This is a genomic window from Microbacterium terrae, assembly GCF_017831975.1.
Lineage (GTDB): Bacteria > Actinomycetota > Actinomycetes > Actinomycetales > Microbacteriaceae > Microbacterium > Microbacterium terrae.
This window is the reverse complement of the sequence record NZ_JAFDSS010000001.1, coordinates 1,624,830-1,643,039: the sequence shown is the minus strand read 5'-3', so window position 1 is coordinate 1,643,039 and position 18,210 is coordinate 1,624,830. Positions and strand designations below refer to the sequence as shown.

17 protein-coding genes are annotated in these 18,210 nt (G+C 69.3%); 9 read left to right on the top strand and 8 right to left on the bottom strand.

The genetic code is table 11. The features are described 5' to 3' along the window. The first annotated feature begins 31 nt into the window (after positions 1 to 31). The 5 genes from gap to JOD63_RS07605 all read left to right on the top strand — a co-directional run bounded on the left by gap (position 32) and on the right by JOD63_RS07605 (position 3,812). Complete coding sequence (gap, locus tag JOD63_RS07625; RefSeq protein WP_045277001.1) at positions 32 to 1,042, top strand: type I glyceraldehyde-3-phosphate dehydrogenase; 1,011 nt, start codon at positions 32 to 34, stop codon at positions 1,040 to 1,042. A 9-nt stretch (positions 1,043 to 1,051) separates the two neighbouring features. Continuing rightward, positions 1,052 to 2,266, top strand: a complete 1,215-nt coding sequence (locus JOD63_RS07620) for a phosphoglycerate kinase (RefSeq protein WP_045277000.1) — start codon at positions 1,052 to 1,054, stop codon at positions 2,264 to 2,266. Beyond that, complete coding sequence (gene tpiA, locus JOD63_RS07615; protein ID WP_045276999.1) at positions 2,257 to 3,078, top strand: triose-phosphate isomerase; 822 nt, start codon at positions 2,257 to 2,259, stop codon at positions 3,076 to 3,078. Before JOD63_RS07620 ends, tpiA begins: the two co-directional genes overlap by 10 nt. Before the next feature lie 129 nt (positions 3,079 to 3,207). Beyond that, entirely contained in the window at positions 3,208 to 3,456 is a 249-nt protein-coding gene (gene secG / locus JOD63_RS07610; RefSeq protein WP_045276998.1) for a preprotein translocase subunit SecG, read from the top strand. Continuing rightward, a complete protein-coding gene (locus tag JOD63_RS07605) occupies positions 3,456 to 3,812 on the top strand; it encodes an RNA polymerase-binding protein RbpA (RefSeq protein WP_045276997.1) in 357 nt (118 codons plus the stop codon). The genes secG and JOD63_RS07605 overlap by 1 nt, the downstream gene beginning before the upstream one ends. A gap of 58 nt (positions 3,813 to 3,870) precedes the next feature. Here the strand turns inward: JOD63_RS07605 and pgl are convergent, their stop codons facing one another. The 6 genes from pgl to tkt are packed head-to-tail and all read right to left on the bottom strand — an operon-like array spanning position 3,871 to position 12,037. Further along, entirely contained in the window at positions 3,871 to 4,650 is a 780-nt protein-coding gene (pgl, locus tag JOD63_RS07600; RefSeq protein WP_045276996.1) for a 6-phosphogluconolactonase, read from the bottom strand. 9 nt (positions 4,651 to 4,659) lie between these two features. After that, positions 4,660 to 5,622, bottom strand: a complete 963-nt coding sequence (locus JOD63_RS07595; protein ID WP_045276995.1) for a glucose-6-phosphate dehydrogenase assembly protein OpcA — start codon at positions 5,620 to 5,622, stop codon at positions 4,660 to 4,662. Further along, positions 5,619 to 7,169, bottom strand: coding sequence for a glucose-6-phosphate dehydrogenase (zwf, locus tag JOD63_RS07590; RefSeq protein WP_045276994.1), 1,551 nt, complete (start codon positions 7,167 to 7,169; stop codon positions 5,619 to 5,621). The genes JOD63_RS07595 and zwf overlap by 4 nt, the downstream gene beginning before the upstream one ends. A gap of 16 nt (positions 7,170 to 7,185) precedes the next feature. Then, positions 7,186 to 8,805 carry a glucose-6-phosphate isomerase gene (locus JOD63_RS07585; RefSeq protein WP_211088074.1) on the bottom strand — a complete coding sequence of 540 codons (1,620 nt, stop codon included), beginning with the start codon at positions 8,803 to 8,805 and terminating at the stop codon, positions 7,186 to 7,188. After that, positions 8,802 to 9,923 carry a transaldolase gene (gene tal / locus JOD63_RS07580; protein ID WP_045276992.1) on the bottom strand — a complete coding sequence of 374 codons (1,122 nt, stop codon included), beginning with the start codon at positions 9,921 to 9,923 and terminating at the stop codon, positions 8,802 to 8,804. The genes JOD63_RS07585 and tal overlap by 4 nt, the downstream gene beginning before the upstream one ends. Next, entirely contained in the window at positions 9,920 to 12,037 is a 2,118-nt protein-coding gene (gene tkt, locus JOD63_RS07575; RefSeq protein ID WP_045276991.1) for a transketolase, read from the bottom strand. The genes tal and tkt overlap by 4 nt, the downstream gene beginning before the upstream one ends. A 317-nt stretch (positions 12,038 to 12,354) precedes the next feature. Here tkt and JOD63_RS07570 point away from each other — a divergent pair, with 317 nt between their 5' ends. Continuing rightward, a complete protein-coding gene (locus JOD63_RS07570) occupies positions 12,355 to 13,296 on the top strand; it encodes a heme o synthase (RefSeq protein ID WP_045276990.1) in 942 nt (313 codons plus the stop codon). Between the two features lie 75 nt (positions 13,297 to 13,371). Here the strand turns inward: JOD63_RS07570 and JOD63_RS07565 are convergent, their stop codons facing one another. Both JOD63_RS07565 and JOD63_RS07560 read right to left on the bottom strand, forming a co-directional pair. Next, positions 13,372 to 13,809, bottom strand: a complete 438-nt coding sequence (locus tag JOD63_RS07565; protein WP_045276989.1) for a hypothetical protein — start codon at positions 13,807 to 13,809, stop codon at positions 13,372 to 13,374. A 107-nt stretch (positions 13,810 to 13,916) separates the two neighbouring features. Next, entirely contained in the window at positions 13,917 to 15,005 is a 1,089-nt protein-coding gene (locus tag JOD63_RS07560; RefSeq protein ID WP_045276988.1) for a COX15/CtaA family protein, read from the bottom strand. Between the two features lie 235 nt (positions 15,006 to 15,240). Here JOD63_RS07560 and sufB point away from each other — a divergent pair, with 235 nt between their 5' ends. The 3 genes from sufB to JOD63_RS07545 are packed head-to-tail and all read left to right on the top strand — an operon-like array spanning position 15,241 to position 18,206. Then, on the top strand, positions 15,241 to 16,659 hold the full coding sequence (gene sufB / locus JOD63_RS07555; RefSeq protein WP_045276987.1) for a Fe-S cluster assembly protein SufB: 1,419 nt from the start codon (positions 15,241 to 15,243) through the stop codon (positions 16,657 to 16,659). Continuing rightward, entirely contained in the window at positions 16,660 to 17,880 is a 1,221-nt protein-coding gene (sufD, locus tag JOD63_RS07550; protein WP_045276986.1) for a Fe-S cluster assembly protein SufD, read from the top strand. After that, positions 17,877 to 18,206 carry a non-heme iron oxygenase ferredoxin subunit gene (locus JOD63_RS07545; protein ID WP_045276985.1) on the top strand — a complete coding sequence of 110 codons (330 nt, stop codon included), beginning with the start codon at positions 17,877 to 17,879 and terminating at the stop codon, positions 18,204 to 18,206. The genes sufD and JOD63_RS07545 overlap by 4 nt, the downstream gene beginning before the upstream one ends. Positions 18,207 to 18,210 lie beyond the last annotated feature (4 nt).

The following is an 18,210-nucleotide window of genomic DNA, read 5'->3' as shown; positions in this document are numbered from 1 at the left end:
TCGCGCACGACACACACTCAGGAGAAACTCCGTGGCTGTCAAGATCGGCATCAACGGCTTCGGCCGAATCGGGCGCAACTTCCTTCGCGCGGCTCTCGCGCAGGGAGCCGACATCGAGGTTGTGGCGGTGAACGACCTCACCGACAACAAGGCCCTCGCGCACCTTCTCAAGTACGACTCGGTCGGCGGACGCCTCGCCGAGGACGTCTCGTATGACGGCGACTCGATCACCGTCGGCGGCAAGAGCATCAAGGTCTTCGAAGAGCGCGACCCCGCGAACCTCCCCTGGGGCGAGCTCGGCGTCGACATCGTCATCGAGTCGACCGGCCGTTTCACCAACGCGGCCGACGCGGGCAAGCACATCCAGGGTGGGGCCAAGAAGGTCATCATCTCGGCTCCCGGCACCGACGTCGACGGCACGTTCGTCATGGGCGTGAACGAGGACACCTATGACGCGGCGACGATGAACATCATCTCGAACGCGTCGTGCACCACGAACTGCCTCGCGCCGCTCGCGCAGGTCTTCAACGACGCGTTCGGCATCGAGCGCGGGTTCATGATGACCGCCCACGCGTACACGGCCGACCAGAACCTGCAGGACGGCCCCCACGGCGACCTGCACCGCGCCCGTGCCGCAGCGCTGAACATCGTGCCGGCCTCGACCGGCGCCGCGAAGGCCATCGGCCTGGTGCTGCCCGAGCTGAACGGCAAGCTCAGCGGCTCGTCGTACCGCGTTCCGATCCCCACCGGCTCGATCGTCGACCTGACCATCATCACGCCGACCGAGGGACTCACCGTCGACGCGGTCAACGCCGCGTACGAGGCTGCAGCCGCCGACGGTCGCCTGGTCGGCTACCTGAAGTACAACACCGACCCGATCGTGTCGACCGACATCGTCCAGGACCCGCACTCGTCGATCTTCGACGCGGGCCAGACCAACGTCAGCGGCAACCTGGTCAAGGTCTCGGCCTGGTACGACAACGAGTGGGGCTACTCGAACCGCCTCGTCGACCTGACCGAGTACGTCGGCGAGCAGCTGTAAGCACCTCTCATGGCACTGCGCACCCTCGAATCCCTGGGTTCGCTGGCCGGCAAGCGCGTCATCGTCCGTGTTGACTTCAACGTCCCCCTGAAGGACGCAGTCATCACGGACGATGGCCGTGTGCGGGCAGCGCTTCCCACGCTGAACCACCTCATCAACCAGGGCGCGAAGGTGATCGCGTGCTCGCACCTCGGTCGCCCCGACGGCGCGCCCGACGACAAGTACAGCCTCGCGCCCGTCGCCCAGCGTCTGTCGGAGCTGCTCGGCAAGCCGGTCGCGTTCGCACGCGACACCGTCGGCGAGTCGGCCCACGAGGCGGTCGCCGCCCTCGAGGACGGCGACGTCGCGGTGATCGAGAACCTCCGGTTCAACCCCGGCGAGACGGCGAAGGACGACGCCGAGCGTCGGGCTTTCGCCGAGCAGCTGGCCGAGCTCGGCGACGTGCTCGTCTCCGACGGCTTCGGCGTCGTGCACCGCAAGCAGGCGTCGGTCTACGACCTGGCGGAGCTCCTTCCGTCGGCCGCCGGCTTCCTCATCGAGAAGGAGGTCGAAGTCCTCGACCGCCTCACCGAGACGCCGGAGCGGCCGTACGCGGTCGTGCTCGGCGGATCGAAGGTCAGCGACAAGCTGGGCGTGATCGCCCACCTGCTGCCGCGCGCCGACAAGATCCTGGTCGGCGGGGGGATGCTGTTCACTTTCCTCGCGGCCCAGGGCCACCCCGTCGGCAAGAGCCTGCTCGAGACCGACCAGATCGAGACCGTGCGCGGCTACATCCAGACCGCCGCTGAGCGCGGGGTCGAGCTGATCCTCCCGGTCGACGCCGTCATGGCATCGGGCTTCGCCGCCGACGCCGACCACGTCGTCGCAGCGGCGGACGTGCTGGAAGACACTGCGTTCGGTGCCGACGGCATGGGCCTCGACATCGGGCCGGCGACCGCGGAGATCTTCGCCGAGGCGATCCGCGGGTCGCGGACCGTGTTCTGGAACGGGCCCATGGGCGTGTTCGAGATGCCGGCGTTCGCCGCGGGCACGAAGACCGTCGCGCAGGCGCTCACCGAGGTCGACGGCCTCTCGGTCGTCGGCGGCGGCGACTCGGCTGCGGCCGTGCGCCAGCTCGGATTCGCCGACGACCAGTTCGGTCACATCTCGACCGGCGGCGGCGCGAGCCTGGAATTCCTCGAAGGCAAGAAGCTTCCCGGACTGGAGGTCCTCGGATGGGCGTAAGCGCTGATCTCGATTCGTCGGCTACGTCGAGCAGGCGTACGCCGCTCATCGCGGGCAACTGGAAGATGAACCTCGACCACCTGCAGGCGGTCGCGTTCGTGCAGAAGCTGCACTGGACCCTCAAGGACGCCAAGCACGAGGACGGCTCGGTCGAGGTGGCGGTCTTCCCGCCGTTCACCGACCTGCGCACGGTGCAGACGCTGCTCGACGCCGACAAGATCCCGTTCGCCCTCGGTGCGCAGGACGTGTCGACGCAGGACTCGGGCGCCTACACCGGCGAGATCTCGGGCGCGTTCCTGGCGAAGCTCGACGCGTCCTACGTCATCATCGGCCACTCGGAGCGTCGGCAATACCACGCCGAGACCGACGAGGTCGTGGCGGCGAAGGTCAAGGCGGCCCTCAAGCACAGCCTCGTCCCCGTGATCTGCGTGGGTGAGACGCTGGAGCAGCGCGAAGAGTCCGGGCCGACCGCCGTGTCGGTGGCGCAGCTTCAGGTCGCCCTCGAGGGCGTGCCCGCCGACGCCGACATCGTCATCGCCTACGAGCCGGTCTGGGCGATCGGCACGGGCCAGGTCGCCTCCCCGGAGCAGGCCCAGGAGGTGTGCGCTGCGGTCCGCCGCGTCGTCGCCGAGAAGCTCGGAGAAGACGCCGCGGCTCGGACGCGTGTGCTCTACGGCGGTTCGGTCAAGGCAGCGAACATCGCGAGCTTCATGCGCGAGCCCGACGTCGACGGCGCTCTCGTCGGTGGTGCGAGCCTCGTCGTCGACGAGTTCGCCGCCATCATCCGCTACCAGAAGCACGTCGGAGTCTGACGCTCCAGGCAGGCTCGGCGAACGGCTCTCCACACCCGATCGCCGAGCCTGTCGATGCGTCGCAGACCCGCCGTTATACTGGACCCTTGTGCGATCGGTGAATGATCGCTCCGAAAGGCTTCAACGACTGTGCAGATCCTCGAGTTCGTCCTGCAGGTGCTCCTCGGCATCACGAGTCTCCTGCTGACCCTCCTCATCCTTCTCCACAAGGGGCGCGGTGGCGGCCTGTCCGACATGTTCGGCGGCGGCATGACCTCGGCCCTCGGCTCTTCGGGGCTCGCGGAGCGCAACCTCAACCGGTTCACGGTGGTGCTGGCGCTCGTGTGGTTCGTCTCGATCGTCGCCCTCGGGCTGATCACGAAGTTCCAGGCGATCTGATGGCCACCGGAGGAAATGCGATCCGCGGCACCCGCGTCGGTGCCGGTCCGATGGGCGAGCAGGACCACGGCTTCCACGCCGACCGCGTGGCGGTGTCGTACTGGGATGCCCTCGGCAACGAGACGGTCCGCTACTTCGCCGCCGGGATCCCCGAGGAGGAGATCCCCGACACGATCGACTCCCCGCACTCCGGTCTCCCGGCAGGTCGCGACAAGGCGAACCCGCCGGCGGTCGCCAAGACGGAGCCCTACAAGACGCACCTCGCGTACGTGAAGGAGCGCCGCACCGAGGAAGAGGCCGACGCCCTCCTCGACGACGCCCTCAAGGTGCTGCGCGAGCGCCGCGGTCAGGACTGACCCACCGATACAGAAGAAGGGAGCGGATGCTGAGGCATCCGCTCCCTTCTTGTGGATCTCAGTACTCGCGGTCGATGAGCTCCGGCGGAACCTGCGCAGCAGCGGCCTCGTCGACGAAGAAGACGGTGCGCTTGCGGCCCTTGGCTCCTGCGGCGGGTACGCTCGCGTAACTCGCGCCCGCGAGCGCCAGGCCGAGCGCCGACGCCTTGTCGACGCCGGAGAGCACCATCCACACCCGCTTGGAGGCGTTGATGACCGGTCGCGTCATGGTGACGCGCTCCGGCGGCGGCTTGGGGGAGTCCCGTACGGCGACCACCGTGCGATCGGTGATCTGGATCTCGGAGCGGTCGGGGAAGAGCGAGGCGATGTGACCGTCGGGGCCGACGCCCAGGAAGCACACGTCGAACGCCGGATACGGGGCATCCTTGACCGCGAAGCGGGCGAGCTCTGCAGCGTACGCGGCCGCCGCCGCATCGAGGTCGAGGTCGCCGTCGCTCGCGGCGACGGCGTGGATGTTCTCTGCCGGGATGTCGAGTGCGTCCAGGAGCGCGGCACGCGCCTGCACATCGTTGCGGTCGGGGTGGCCGGCCGGGACGAAGCGCTCGTCGCTCCACCAGAAGTGCACCTGCGACCAGTCGATCCGGCCGACGCGCGGGTTGCGTGCGGCGGCCGCCAGCACGGCTGAGCCCATCGATCCGCCGGTCAGCGAGATGTGCGCGCGCTTGCCCTCATCGATGCGCCGTGCGACACGGCTGAGGAATCGTGCAGCGACCGATTCGGCGAGGGCCGACGGATCGGTGGTGATGACGACCCGCTTCGGCGCCCATTCCTCAACCATGCGTGTCGCTCATGCCTTCGTCGCCCTGATCCCATCGCCTGCCGGCGGGTCGAGAAGCTCCCAACCCTCGGTGATGACTCGACCATACAGGACGTCGGGGTCGAGCCTGCGGAGCTCCTCAGCCAGGCACTCGCGCAGCGTGCGGCGCGGGAAAGCCAGGTCGTGGCTGGGCTGACCCGGCTGGGTCAGGATCGCGACGTTCGAGTTCGGACGCGACAGCACGACCTCTCCGCTCGCCCGGGTGAGGGTGACCGACTTGATGCCGTGCGGCCACTCCTCGGGGTCGAGGTAGCTCCAGTCGACGGGCACGTCGAGCGTGAGACGCAGCCACGCGGCGAGGAGCGCGGTCGACGGCGAGTCGGCGGCACCGCGCACGCTCACGCCGGTGACGGGCTCGTACGGCGGCTGGTCGAGGATCGCGGCGAGCTGCTCGCGCCAGCGGGTCAGTCGCGTCCACGCCAGGTCGGTGTCGCCGGGCGCGTAGGTCGAGCCGAGACCGGCGACGAACTCCGACGGGTCGGACTTGGTTGCGGCGTCGGTGATGCGGCGCTGCGCGATCTTGCCGATCGAGGTCTTCGACGGGTTGGCCGGGGTCCGGTTCGGCCACCAGACCACGACGGGCGCGTCGGGGAGGAGGAGACCGGTGACGAGGGACTCGAGGTTCGAGTCTCCCGCCTCGCCGGCGACGCGCAGAGTGACGACCTCGCTCGCGCCGGCGTCACCGCCGACGCGGATCTGGGCGTCGAGGCGCGTGTCGGCGTCGGGGCGGTCGATCATCAGCACGATGACGCGCATCGGGTGCTCGCGGGACGCGTCGTTCGCCGCCTCGATCACCTCTTCGAGGGCGCCCTCACGGGTGAGGATGATGAGCGTCAGCACACGGCCGAGCGCGACCGCGCCGCCCTCTTCGCGAACGCTGACCAGCGCGCGCGAGATCTTGCTGACGGTGGTGTCGGGAAGGTCGACGATCACGGGCGCCTCCAAGCACGTCCGCCGCGGGCGAGCATCTCGTCCGCGGATGCCGGGCCCCACGACCCGGACGAGTACTGCTCGAGCGGTCCGCCCTGGGCATCCCAGAACTGCTCGATCGGGTCGAGGATCTTCCACGAGAGTTCGACCTCTTCGTGGCGGGGGAACAGCGGGGGATCGCCGAGAAGCACGTCGAGGATCAGTCGCTCGTAGGCCTCGGGGCTCGCCTCGGTGAAGGCGTGCCCGTATCCGAAGTCCATCGTGACGTCGCGCACCTGGGCGCCAGCACCGGGCACCTTAGAGCCGAAGCGGATCGTCACGCCCTCGTCGGGCTGAACGCGGATCACGAGCGCGTTCTGCCCCTGACCCGAGCCCGAGTTGTCGGCGAACAGCAGGTTGGGGGCGCGCTTGAACACCACGGCGATCTCGGTCACACGTCGGCCGAGGCGCTTGCCGGTGCGCAGGTAGAACGGCACGCCGGCCCACCGACGGGTGTTGATGCCCAGCGTGATCGCCGCATAGGTCTCGGTCGTCGACTCGGGGTTCATCCCGTCTTCCTCCAGGAAGCCGAGCACCTTCTCGCCACCCTGCCAGCCGCCGGCGTACTGTCCGCGCGCGGTCGACGTCGCCAGGTCGTCGGGAAGGGTCACCGCCGCGAGCACCTTCTCCTTCTCGGCGCGCAGGTGCTGGGCGTCGAACGAGATGGGCTCCTCCATCGCCGTGAGGGCGAGGAGCTGCAGCAGGTGGTTCTGGATGACGTCGCGGGCGGCGCCGACGCCGTCGTAGTAGCCCGCGCGTCCGCCGACGCCGATGTCCTCCGCCATCGTGATCTGCACGTGGTCGACGTAGTTCGCGTTCCAGATCGGCTCGTACAGCTCGTTCGCGAAGCGCAGCGCCAGGATGTTCTGGACCGTCTCCTTGCCGAGGTAGTGGTCGATGCGGAAGATCGAGTCGGTCGGGAAGGTCGAGCGCAGCGCGTCGTTGAGGGCGCGAGCCGACTCGAGGTCGTGGCCGAACGGCTTCTCGATGACGACGCGGCGCCACCGGTCGGGCTGGTCAGCGGTGTCGTCGACGAGGCCCGACGCACGAAGCTGCTCGGCGACGATCGCGAAGTCCTTCGGCGGGATCGACAGGTAGAACGCGTGGTTGCCCATCGTGCCGCGCTCGGAGTCGAGCTTCTCGACGGTGTCGCGCAGGCGCGCGAAGGCGGCGGGGTCGCCGAACTCGCCCGGTACGAAGCGGATGCCCTCGAGCAGCTGCTGCCAGGTCTCGTCGCGGAACTCCGTGCGCGCGTGCTGGCGGACGGCGTCGTGCACGACCTGCGCGAAGTCCTGGTCCTCCCAGTCGCGTCGGGCGAAGCCGACGAGCGCGAAGCCGGGGGGAAGCAGGCCACGGTTCGCCAGGTCGTACACGGCGGGCATGAGCTTCTTGCGGGAGAGGTCTCCCGTGACCCCGAAGATCACGAGCGCGCTCGGACCGGCGATGCGGTTGAGGCGACGGTCTTCCGGGTCGCGCAGCGGGTTGTGGCCGCGCGAGATGTCGACAGTCATCTGTGTGCTGATTCTCCTACTGGGCCGCTTCGAAGAGCGAGAGGACTTCCACCTGGGGATCGGTGAGGGTGAGGGTGACGACCGGGCGCCCGTGCTCGGCGAGGACACGCGCATCTCCGGCGGCCTGCGCCTGGATCAGCTGGCCGAAGGTGAACGGGCGCTCGGGGATCTCGAGATCGACATCGGTCTGCTCGAGGATCTGCAGGAAGACGCCCTGCGCGGGGCCGCCCTTGTGGTACTGGCCGGTGGAGTGCAGGAACCGCGGTCCCCATCCGAACGTCGTCGGCCGACCGGAGTCGGCGGCGACCAGTTCGCGCAGCCCCTGCAGCTGGGGGAGGCTCAGCCGGTCGACGTACGCCTGGATGGCGACGTACCCGTCGCCGGCGAGGCGGGACCACAGGGCGTCGAGGACGCCGGCGATGGTTCCGGATGCCGCGAGCTCGGGGTCGGAGACCCGCACCTCGACACCGGACTCGGTGAAGGCCGGCGCCGAGGGCTCCGGGCGTGCGTCGAGGAGTCCTCGCGCCGCGATCTTCGCCGACTCGACGTCGGGCTGATCGAAGGGGTTGATCCCGAGCATGCGGCCCGCGATGGCTGTCGCGTACTCCCACACCACGAGCTGAGCGCCGAGCGAGCCCGACACGAGGATCTCGCCCTCGTGCTGCTCGAACAGGTGGAACTCGCGCGCCTCGTCGACCAGACGCACGATCTGCAGGTCGGCGGGGCGGATGTCGAGCTCGGGCGAGACCGGGAGCAGCACGACGGGAAGGATGCCCGTCCCCTCCTTGCCGGTCGACTCGGCGACCAGCTGCTCGATCCAGTCGGGCAGACCGACGATGTGCGTGCCGTCGGTGATGAGTCCGAGCTTGTCGCGCCGGGGGTCGCCGCCGGCGATCGCCGCGGCGAGCACCAGTGCCGGGTTGTCGGGGCTGTCGATGGCGACTTCGAGCAGTGTCGCCTCCGCCTCGTCGAGCAGCTCTGCGATGTCTGCGCCGGCGAGTCCCGTCGGCACCAGGCCGAACGCGGTGAGCGCGGAGTACCGCCCGCCCACCGTGGGGTCGGCGTTGAAGACGGTGTAGCCATCCGCGCGGGCGGCGACGTCGAGAGGCGAACCCGGGTCGGTGACGACGACGATCCGCTCGACCGGGTCGATGCCGAGGTCGCGGAACGCCGCTTCGAACGCCCGCTTGGCCGAGTCGGTCTCGACCGTCGAGCCCGACTTCGAGGCGACGACGAGAACGGTGCGGGCGAGGTCGCCCGACGGCGCGTCTCCGTCGATCGCGGCGAGCACCTGGGCGGGCGCCGTCGAGTCGAGGATGACGAGCGGGATGCCCGACGTCTGGGCGATCACCTCGGGTGCGAGGGACGAGCCGCCCATGCCCGCGAGCACGACGCGGTTCACGCCGCGCTCGGCGAGCGACTCACGCAGCGCCACGATCTCGGCCACGAGCGGACGGGAGACTCCCACCGCCTGGACCCAGCCCAGTCGCTGCGCGGCCTCGGCCTCGGCGGCGGGGCCCCACAGGGTGGGGTCGCCCGCCGTGATGCCCGAGGCGACGAGGTCGGCCACGAGAGCGGGCAGCGTCACGTCCACGACGGACTTGACGTGACCACTCAGGTGGATGTCGAAGGTCATCGGGCGACCTCGGGCGCGCTTTCGAGCGCGGTGCGGACGGTCTGCTGCAGGTCGTGCCACGAGGCGATGAACTTGCTCACGCCCTCGTCTTCGAGCACCTGGGTGACGTCGGCGAAGTCCACGCCGACGGCGGCGAGGTCGGCGAACACCTGGTGGGCTCCCGCGTACTCGCCGGTGATGGTGTCACCGGTCACGTCGCCGTGGTCGAAGGTCGCCTCGAGGGTCTTCTCCGGCATGGTGTTGACGGTGCCGGGAGCGACGAGCTGGGTGACGTACAGCGTGTCGGGCAGGTTCGGGTCCTTGACGCCGGTCGACGCCCACAGCGGCCGCTGCACGGTGGCGCCGGCATCCGTCAGCGCCTTCGCGCGGTCGGTGGCGAACGCGGACTCGAACAGCTCGTACGCGAGGCGCGCGTTCGCGACGCCGGCGAGCGACTTCAGCGCGGTCGCCTCGTCGGTGCCGATGGCCTCGAGGCGCTTGTCGACCTCGGTGTCCACGCGCGAGACGAAGAACGACGCCACGGAGTGAATGCCCGAGATGTCGTGGCCGTTCGCCTGCGCCTTCTCGATGCCGGCGAGGTACGCCTCGATGACCTCGGCGTAGCGCTCCAGGCTGAAGATCAGGGTCACGTTGACCGAGATGCCCTCCGCGAGCACGGCGGTGATCGCGGGGAGACCGGCCTTGGTGGCGGGGATCTTGATCAGCGCGTTGGGCCGGTCGACCGCACCCCACAGCTGGATCGCCTGCGCGACGGTCGCGTCGGTGTCGTGGGCGAGGTCGGGGGAGACCTCGATCGACACGCGGCCGTCGACGCCGTTCGAGGCGTCGTAGACGGGGCGGAAGATGTCGGCGGCGTCGCGCACGTCATCGGTGGTGGCGGCGAAGATCGCGTCGTCGACCGAGGCGCCGGCGCCGGCGAGGTCGGCGATCTGACCGGCGTACGCGGCTGCGCCGCTGCCGATCGCGGCCTGGAAGATCGTCGGGTTGGTGGTGACGCCGACGACGTTGCGGCTGCTGATCAGCTCGGTCAGGTTGCCGGAGGTGATCCGGTCGCGGGAGAGGTCGTCGAGCCAGATGCTGACACCGGCGGCGGACAGCTTCTCGGTGGGGGTGCTCATGCGTACTCCTTGGTGATTGCCGCGGATGCGGCGATGGACTCGCGAGCCGCCTGGGCGACGGCGTCGGCGGTGAATCCGAACTTCTCGAACAGGGTCTTGTAGTCGGCCGATGCACCGAAGTGGTCGATCGCGACGGTGCGGCCGGCGTCGCCGACGATGCCCCGCCAGGTGAGCGCGGAACCGGCCTCGACCGACACGCGCGCCTTGACGGCGGCGGGCAGCACGCTCTCGCGGTACGCGGCGTCCTGCTCGTCGAACCACTCCAGCGACGGCGCCGACACGACGCGGGCGTTCACGCCCTCGGCGGCGAGGGTCTCGCGGGCGGTGACCGCCAGCTGCACCTCGGAGCCGGTCGCGATGAGGATCACGTCGGGGGTGCCGTTCGGCGCCTCGGCGAGCACGTACGCGCCCTTCGCGACGAGCTCGGCCGACCCGAACACGTCACCGGATGCCGCACCCTCGCCGCGCGCGAACACCGGGATGTTCTGGCGGGTGAGGGCGATGCCGGCGGGGCCGGCGTTGCGGCGGAGGATCTCGAGCCACGCGTGCGAGGTCTCGTTCGCGTCGGCGGGGCGCACGATCGACAGGTTCGGGATGGCACGGAGCGTCGCGAGCTGCTCGATGGGCTGGTGCGTGGGGCCGTCCTCGCCGAGCGCGACGGAGTCGTGCGTCCACACGAACACGCTGGGGATGTTCATCAGCGCAGCCAGGCGCACCGCGGGGCGCATGTAGTCGCTGAAGATCAGGAACGTGCCGCCGAACGAGCGGGTCGGCCCGTGCAGCTGGATGCCGTTGACGATCGCGCCCATGGCGTGCTCGCGGATGCCGAAGTGCAGCACCCGGCCATACGGGTCGCCCGACCACTCGTGGGTCGACCACTCCGACGGGATGAAGCTCTTCGCGTCCTTGATGGTGGTGAGGTTCGACTCGGCGAGGTCGGCCGAACCGCCCCACAGCTCGGGGAGCTCGGAGGCGAGGGCGTTGAGCACCTGGCCCGACGCGGCGCGGGTCGAGACATCCTTGCCCGCTTCGAACACCGGCAGCGCGCCGGCGATGCCCTCGGGGAGCTCGCCCGCCTCGAGACGGTCGAACAGCGCCTTGCGCTCGGGGTTCGCCGCCGCCCAGGCGTCGAAGGACTCCTGCCAGACGGCGCGCACCTCGGCGGCGCGGTCGGCGAGGCCACGGGTGTGCGCGATGACGTCGTCGGCGACGGCGAAGTTCTGCTCCGGGTCGAACCCGAGGACCTTCTTCGTCGCGGCGAGCTCGTCGGCGCCGAGCGCGGAGCCGTGGATCTTGCCGGTGTTCTGCTTGCCCGGCGACGGCCAGCCGATGATCGTGCGGAGGATGATGAGCGACGGCTTCGAGGTCTCGCCCTTGGCGGCCTCGATCGCCGCGAACAGCTCGGCGACGTCTTCGACGTACTCGCCCGACTTCTTCCAGTCCACGACCTGCACGTGCCAGCCGTACGCGTCGTAGCGCTTCGCGACGTCTTCGGTGAAGGCGACGTTCGTGTCGTCCTCGATCGAGATCTGGTTGGAGTCGTAGATCGCGATCAGGTTGCCCAGCTGCTGGTGACCCGCGAGCGACGACGCCTCGGAGGTGATGCCCTCCTGCAGGTCTCCGTCGCCGGCGATCACGAAGATGCTGTGGTCGAACGGGCTCTCACCCGCGGGAGCCTCGGGGTCGAACAGGCCGCGCTCGTAGCGGGCCGCGTACGCGAACCCGACCGACGACGCCAGACCCTGACCCAGCGGGCCCGTGGTGATCTCGATGCCCTTCGTGTGCCCGTACTCGGGGTGGCCCGGCGTGAGCGACCCCCACGTGCGCAGCGACTTCAGGTCGTCGAGCTCGAGCCCGAACCCGCCCAGGTACAGCTGCACGTACTGCGTCAGCGACGAGTGGCCCGCCGAGAGGATGAACCGGTCGCGGCCCACCCAGTCGGTGTCGGCCGGGTCGTGCCGCAGCACCTTCTGATAGAGCAGGTACGCCGCCGGCGCCAAGCTCATCGCCGTGCCCGGGTGGCCGTTGCCCACCTTCTCGACTGCATCCGCAGCCAGCACGCGCGCGGTGTCAACCGCACGCCCATCGATCTCATCCCAAACCAGCTCGGACACCCGGCCGCCTTTCTCGTGGGGTTGCGCCCGCGAATGGCCGGTCCGCGGCCCTTGTCCGTGTGAGGAGAAGGGGGAGTCGGCGCGGGGCGCGCGTGTGGTCTCAGCATAGCGAAGGGGCATGCCGCCCCGGCCATGAGTAGCGCAGTGTGACAGAGTCTTGCGCAACGCGCCCCGGGTTCCGTGTCGGCATGGTGTCGCGCCGGTCACGTTTCCCTCACCGCCGCAGGTGCCGATTTGTGAGCGCCGGCAGCGGCGGGTCGGCGACAGCGGATGCCATAGACTTGGGAGGAATCTGCACGCGGTTGATTGCGGGGGCGATGGACATCACGACGACGGCCGGTACGGGCGTCTCCCCTCAGACCCCTCGGGGGTCCCGCCAGTCGTTGGGAACGACGATCCGCGCATACGTGGCGCTGACGAAGCCCCGCGTGATGGAGCTGCTCCTCGTCACGACCGTCCCGGTGATGATCCTCGCCGCCGGCGGCCTGCCCGATCTGTGGCTCGTCGCCGCGACCGTCCTCGGCGGCGCTGCGAGCGCCGGCTCAGCCGCCGCGTTCAACATGTACCTCGACCGCGACATCGATGCGCACATGCGTCGCACCGAGAACCGGCCCCTCGTCACCGGCGAGGTGACGCCGCGCGGCGCGCTGGTGTTCGCGTGGTCGCTCGCGGCAGGCTCGACGGTCTGGCTGTGGCTCACCACGAACTGGCTGGCCGCCGTGCTCTCCGCCGGGGCGATCTTCTTCTACGTCGTCATCTACACGATGATCCTCAAGCGCCGCACCGAGCAGAACATCGTCTGGGGCGGCATCGCCGGCTGCTTCCCGGTGCTCATCGGCTGGACCGCGGTGACCGGTTCGCTCGCGTGGCCGCCGGTCATCCTCTTCGTCCTCGTCTTCCTCTGGACGCCGCCGCATTACTGGCCGCTGTCGATGAAGTACAAGGCCGACTACGACGAGGTCGACGTGCCGATGCTCGGCGCGACCCGCAACGGATCGCAGGTCGGGCTCCAGGTCATCCTGTACGCATGGGCGACCGTGGTCTGCTCGCTGCTGCTCATCCCGGTCGCCGACATGGGGCTCGTCTACATCGTGTCGTCCGTCGTCTTCGGCGGCTGGTTCATCTACGAGTCGCACGTGCTCTACAACCGCGCGGTGCGCGGCACCGAGCCGAAGCCCATGCGCGTCTTCCACGCGTCGATCACGTACCTGACGCTGCTGTTCGTCGCGATCGCGGTCGACCCGCTCCTGCCGTTCTGATTCGGGATCCGATCCCGGAGACACGAAGAGGGGGCCGCGCACTCAGTGCGCGGCCCCCTCTTCGTATCGGGCGTGTCAGCGTGCGGCGAGGGATGCCTCGCGCTCGGCGTCCTCCGCGTCGACGGTGTCGATCTGCGAGGTGTAGCCGAGGCCGCGCTCGTAGCCGTGATCGGCTGCGGGCTTCTCGTCCTTGAGCTCCTCGGCGTCGTCTGCCGCATCGACGGGCTCGACGATCTCGACCGGGGCGGCCGGGCGCAGCGTCGCGGCCGTCATCACCGTGAGGGCGAGGAGGAGGCCCACGACACCCGCGCCGAGGAGCACCGCGCCGAGGGTCGCAACCGACTGGCCGACGTACACGTCGACGCCGGTCGCCGTGCCGTCGGTGAGGGTCGTGGTCATGGTGCCGAGGGTGTCGAGCAGCAGCTTGCCGCCGTAGCCGGCGCTGGCGAGCGATCCTGCCGTGAGCACCCAGAACGGGAGGCTGCGGACGAGGCTGGGGCGGGTGGTGGGCATGCGTGGATCACTCCTCGGGAATCGCGACCCGGGTGGCCGCGGCATCCCTCACCCTGACAGTGCAGTCTCTACGCGAGCCTTGCGGAACCTATGCGTTTCGTGTGTGCTCACACTGCTGCGGCAGGGACCGGCTCCTTCAGCTTCAGCACCAGCACCGTGTACGCGGCGGCCGACAGCGACGCGAGCACCATGTGGATGCCGACGAGGACCTCGGGCAGTCCTTCTCTCGCCTGCCAGATCCCGACGCCGATCTGCACCAGGATCGCGGCGGCGAGCACGAGCGTCCATCCTCGGACCGGAAGCTTCAGGGTCCAGGCGGAGACCGCGAGTGTCGCGACGAGAGCCGCGAGGATGTATCCCGGCCAGGAGTGGACGTGTGCGAGCACGGTCGCGTCGAACCCGGTGCGGATGATGTTCACGTCTCCCGAGTGGGGCCCCGATCCGGTGGTGAGCACGCCGAAGAGGATGGTGACGGCGAGGGCGAGACCCGTGACGTGGGCGAGGATCGCGAACCAGGCCGGCACCACCCGCTCGCGCGGGCCGTCCGCTGCATCCATCCGCACGAGGTACGCCGCGGTCACGCACACCAGCATCAGCGACGCGGTGTAGTGGAAGCCCACGACGAAGGCGTTGAGTTCGGTGAGCACCGCGATGCCGCCGACGACCGCTTGCGCCATGACCCCGGCGAGCACGACCCATGCGAGGGCGGCGAGATCGTGTCGACGAGGGGTGCGACGCAGCGAATCGATCATCGCGACCACCACGGCCAGCAGAAGTGCGCCGGAGAAGAATCCGAACGCCGGAAGGTCGAACGGCGCCGTCACCGCGAATGCGGCGACGCCGAGGGCGATGCCGCCGGCGGCGAAGAGCAGGGCGCGCTTGACCAGTCCGGTGCCGAGCGCGCGGAGGGTGAGCAGGAGCACGGCCAGCGCGAGGAGACCCACGACGCCCGTCATCGTGCGGTTGCCGAACTCGATGATGCCGTGGATGCCCTGCTGCTCGGGGATGGGCACGAGCGAGTCGGGCGTGCACAGCGGCCACTCCGAGCAGCCCAGCCCTGATCCGGTGAGTCTGACGGCTCCGCCCGTTCCGATGATGATGACCTCGGCGAGGAACGAGAGCCACGCGAGCACCCGCAGCGGTCTGCCGATCGCCACGCCGGTCTCCGGAGCGTGCAGGACGGAACTCGTGGTCATGGGGCCTCCGGCCCGCGCGCGACGGCGACCTGACGGCCGAGACATCGGTGGAGCCTGTAGAATCGAATGGTTGCGATGAGCGCGAGATGCGCGATCTGCATCATCAACAGTTTAGGCGCGAGGATTGCGTCGGTGATGAGGGCCCCACAGCGGCATCCCACCCCCGTTCACTCGGCGGGGCGACGGCACGCCGGAGCGGATGACACCGTCAGGGTCTGACAAGGAGAGTGGTGCGATGTCCGATGTGCTGATCGACCGCCCGGAGCTGGAGAGCCTGGGTGTCTACGAGTTCGGCTGGCACGACGCCGACGCCGCAGGAGCCGTCGCCAAGCGCGGCATCGACGAGAGCGTCGTGCGCGGCATCTCGTCGCTCAAGAACGAACCCGAGTGGATGCTGAAGACCCGCCTCAAGGGCTACCAGCTGTTCGGCCGCAAGCCGATGCCCACCTGGGGCGCCGATCTCAGCGAGATCGACTTCGACAACATCAAGTACTTCGTGCGCTCGACGGAGAAGCAGGCCGGCTCCTGGGAGGAGCTGCCCGAGGAGATCCGCAACACGTACGAGAAGCTCGGCATCCCCGAGGCGGAGCGTCAGCGTCTCGTCGCCGGTGTCGCCGCGCAGTACGAGTCCGAGGTGGTGTACCACCAGATCCGCGAGGACCTCGAGCAGCAGGGTGTCATCTTCATGGACACCGACACGGCGCTGCGCGAGCACCCGGAGTTCTTCCAGGAATACTTCGGCACCGTGATCCCGGCGGGCGACAACAAGTTCGCCGCGCTCAACACGGCGGTCTGGTCGGGCGGTTCGTTCGTGTACGTGCCCAAGGGCGTCCACGTCGAGATCCCGCTGCAGGCGTACTTCCGCATCAACACCGAGAACATGGGTCAGTTCGAGCGGACGCTCATCATCGCCGACGAGGACTCCTACGTCCACTACATCGAGGGCTGCACCGCCCCGATCTACAAGAGCGACTCGCTGCACTCGGCCGTGGTCGAGATCATCGTCAAGAAGAACGCCCGCGTGCGCTACACGACGATCCAGAACTGGTCGAACAACGTCTACAACCTCGTCACCAAGCGCGCCGTCGCCCACGAGGGCGCGACGATGGAGTGGGTCGATGGGAACATCGGCTCGAAGGTCACGATGAAGTACCCGTCGATCTTCCTGATGGGGGAGCACGCCAAGGGTGAGACCCTGTCGGTCGCGTTCGCGGGCCCCGGCCAGCACCAGGACGCCGGCGCGAAGATGATCCACATGGCGCCGTACACGCAGTCGTCGATCGTCTCGAAGTCGATCGCGCGCGGCGGCGGGCGGGCCGGCTACCGCGGCGAGGTGCGGGTCGACGCGAACGCGCACCACTCGGCCAACACCGTCCGCTGCGACGCGCTGCTGGTCGACACGATCTCGCGCAGCGACACCTACCCGGCGATCGACATCCGCGTCGACGACGTGCAGCTCGGCCACGAGGCGACCGTCTCGAAGGTCAGCGAGGAGCAGCTCTTCTACCTGCAGTCGCGCGGCATGCCCGAAGACGAGGCGATGGCCATGATCGTGCGCGGCTTCATCGAGCCGATCGCCCGCGAACTTCCCATGGAATACGCCATGGAGCTCAACAAGCTCATCGAGATGGGCATGGAAGGATCGGTCGGCTAGATGACGGCCACGACGCAGGCGCCTGTGACGGCGCCCGATTCCCGCGCGCCGGGTTCCACCCCCCACACCGACGGAGCATGGTCGGTCATCCCGGTCCAGACCCGTTCCGAGCGTCCCACGTCGTTCGACCCCGAGGACTTCGGCGCCCCGACCGGACGCGAGGTGAACTGGAAGCACACTCCGGTCGACCGTGTCGTCGCGCTGTTCGCCGATGAGCCGACCGAGGACGGTGACGACCTCGCGATCGCGTACGGCGTCGACGCGGTCGCGGATCACCTCGTCGAGTCGACCGGTCACGACGCGGCGGTCCGCGGCGAGCACTTCCGCCCCGAGGACCTTCCGAGCGCGATCGCGTGGAAGCGCTGCGCGAACGCTCTCCACCTGCGCCTCGCCGCCGACGAAGAGCTCGCCGAGCCGCTGAACGTCGACCTCGTCGGTCGGGGCGCAGAGCGTCATGGCAACGCGCACATCATCGTCGAGGCGCTGCCGAACTCGCGCGGCACGGTGGTGCTGCACCACTCCGGGTCGGCGCAGTACGCGCAGAACGTCGAGATCATCGTGCGCGACGGCGCGGCCCTCACCGTGATCTCGGTGCAGCGGTGGGACGACGACGCGGTGCACGCGGCATCCCACCAGGCACGCGTCGACCGCGACGCGACCCTGCGCCACATCGTCGTGAGCTTCGGCGGCGGCGTCGTTCGCGTGAACCCGAGCGTCGAGCTCGCCGGCCCCGGCGCGCGCGGCGAGCTGTACGGCCTCAGCTACGCCGACGCCGGGCAGCACCTCGAGAGCCAGGTCTACCTGCACCACAAGGGGCCCGACACCACCGGCGACGTGCTCTACAAGGGCGCGCTCCAGGGGGCGGGTGCGCACAGCGTCTGGATCGGCGACGTGCTGATCGGGCCCGACGCCGCCGGCACCGACTCGTACGAGGCGAACCGCAACCTCGTGCTCACCGAGGGTGCTCGCGCGGACTCCATCCCGAACCTCGAGATCGAGACGGGCGACATCCGGGGCGCGGGTCACGCGTCGGCTACGGGTCGCTTCGACGACGAGCAGCTGTTCTACCTGCAGGCGCGCGGGATCGCCGAAGACGAGGCGCGACGCCTCGTCGTGCTCGGCTTCCTCGCCGAGATCGTCCAGAAGATCGGGGTGCCCTCCCTCGAGGAGGAGCTCTTCGTCGCCATCGAGGCCGAACTGGCACAGGAGGCCGCCCGATGACCGCTCAGCGCGTCTGCGCCCTCAGCGACCTCGAGCAGGATGCGGCCACCCGCGTCGAGATCGATGGCGTCGCCATGGCGGTCGTGCTCGACTCCAACGGCGTCGTGCACGCCATCGGCGACGTCTGCACCCACGGCGACATCTCGCTCTCGGAGGGCTTCGTCGACGGCGAGACACTGGAGTGCTGGGCCCACGGCTCGGCGTTCTCTCTCCGCACCGGCAAGCCCCTCAACCTCCCGGCCTACGAGCCCGTCCCGGTGTTCGCGGTCACGATCGACGGCGACGATGTGCTCATCGACCCGGCCGTCAAGCTCGAAGTGAACTGAAGAA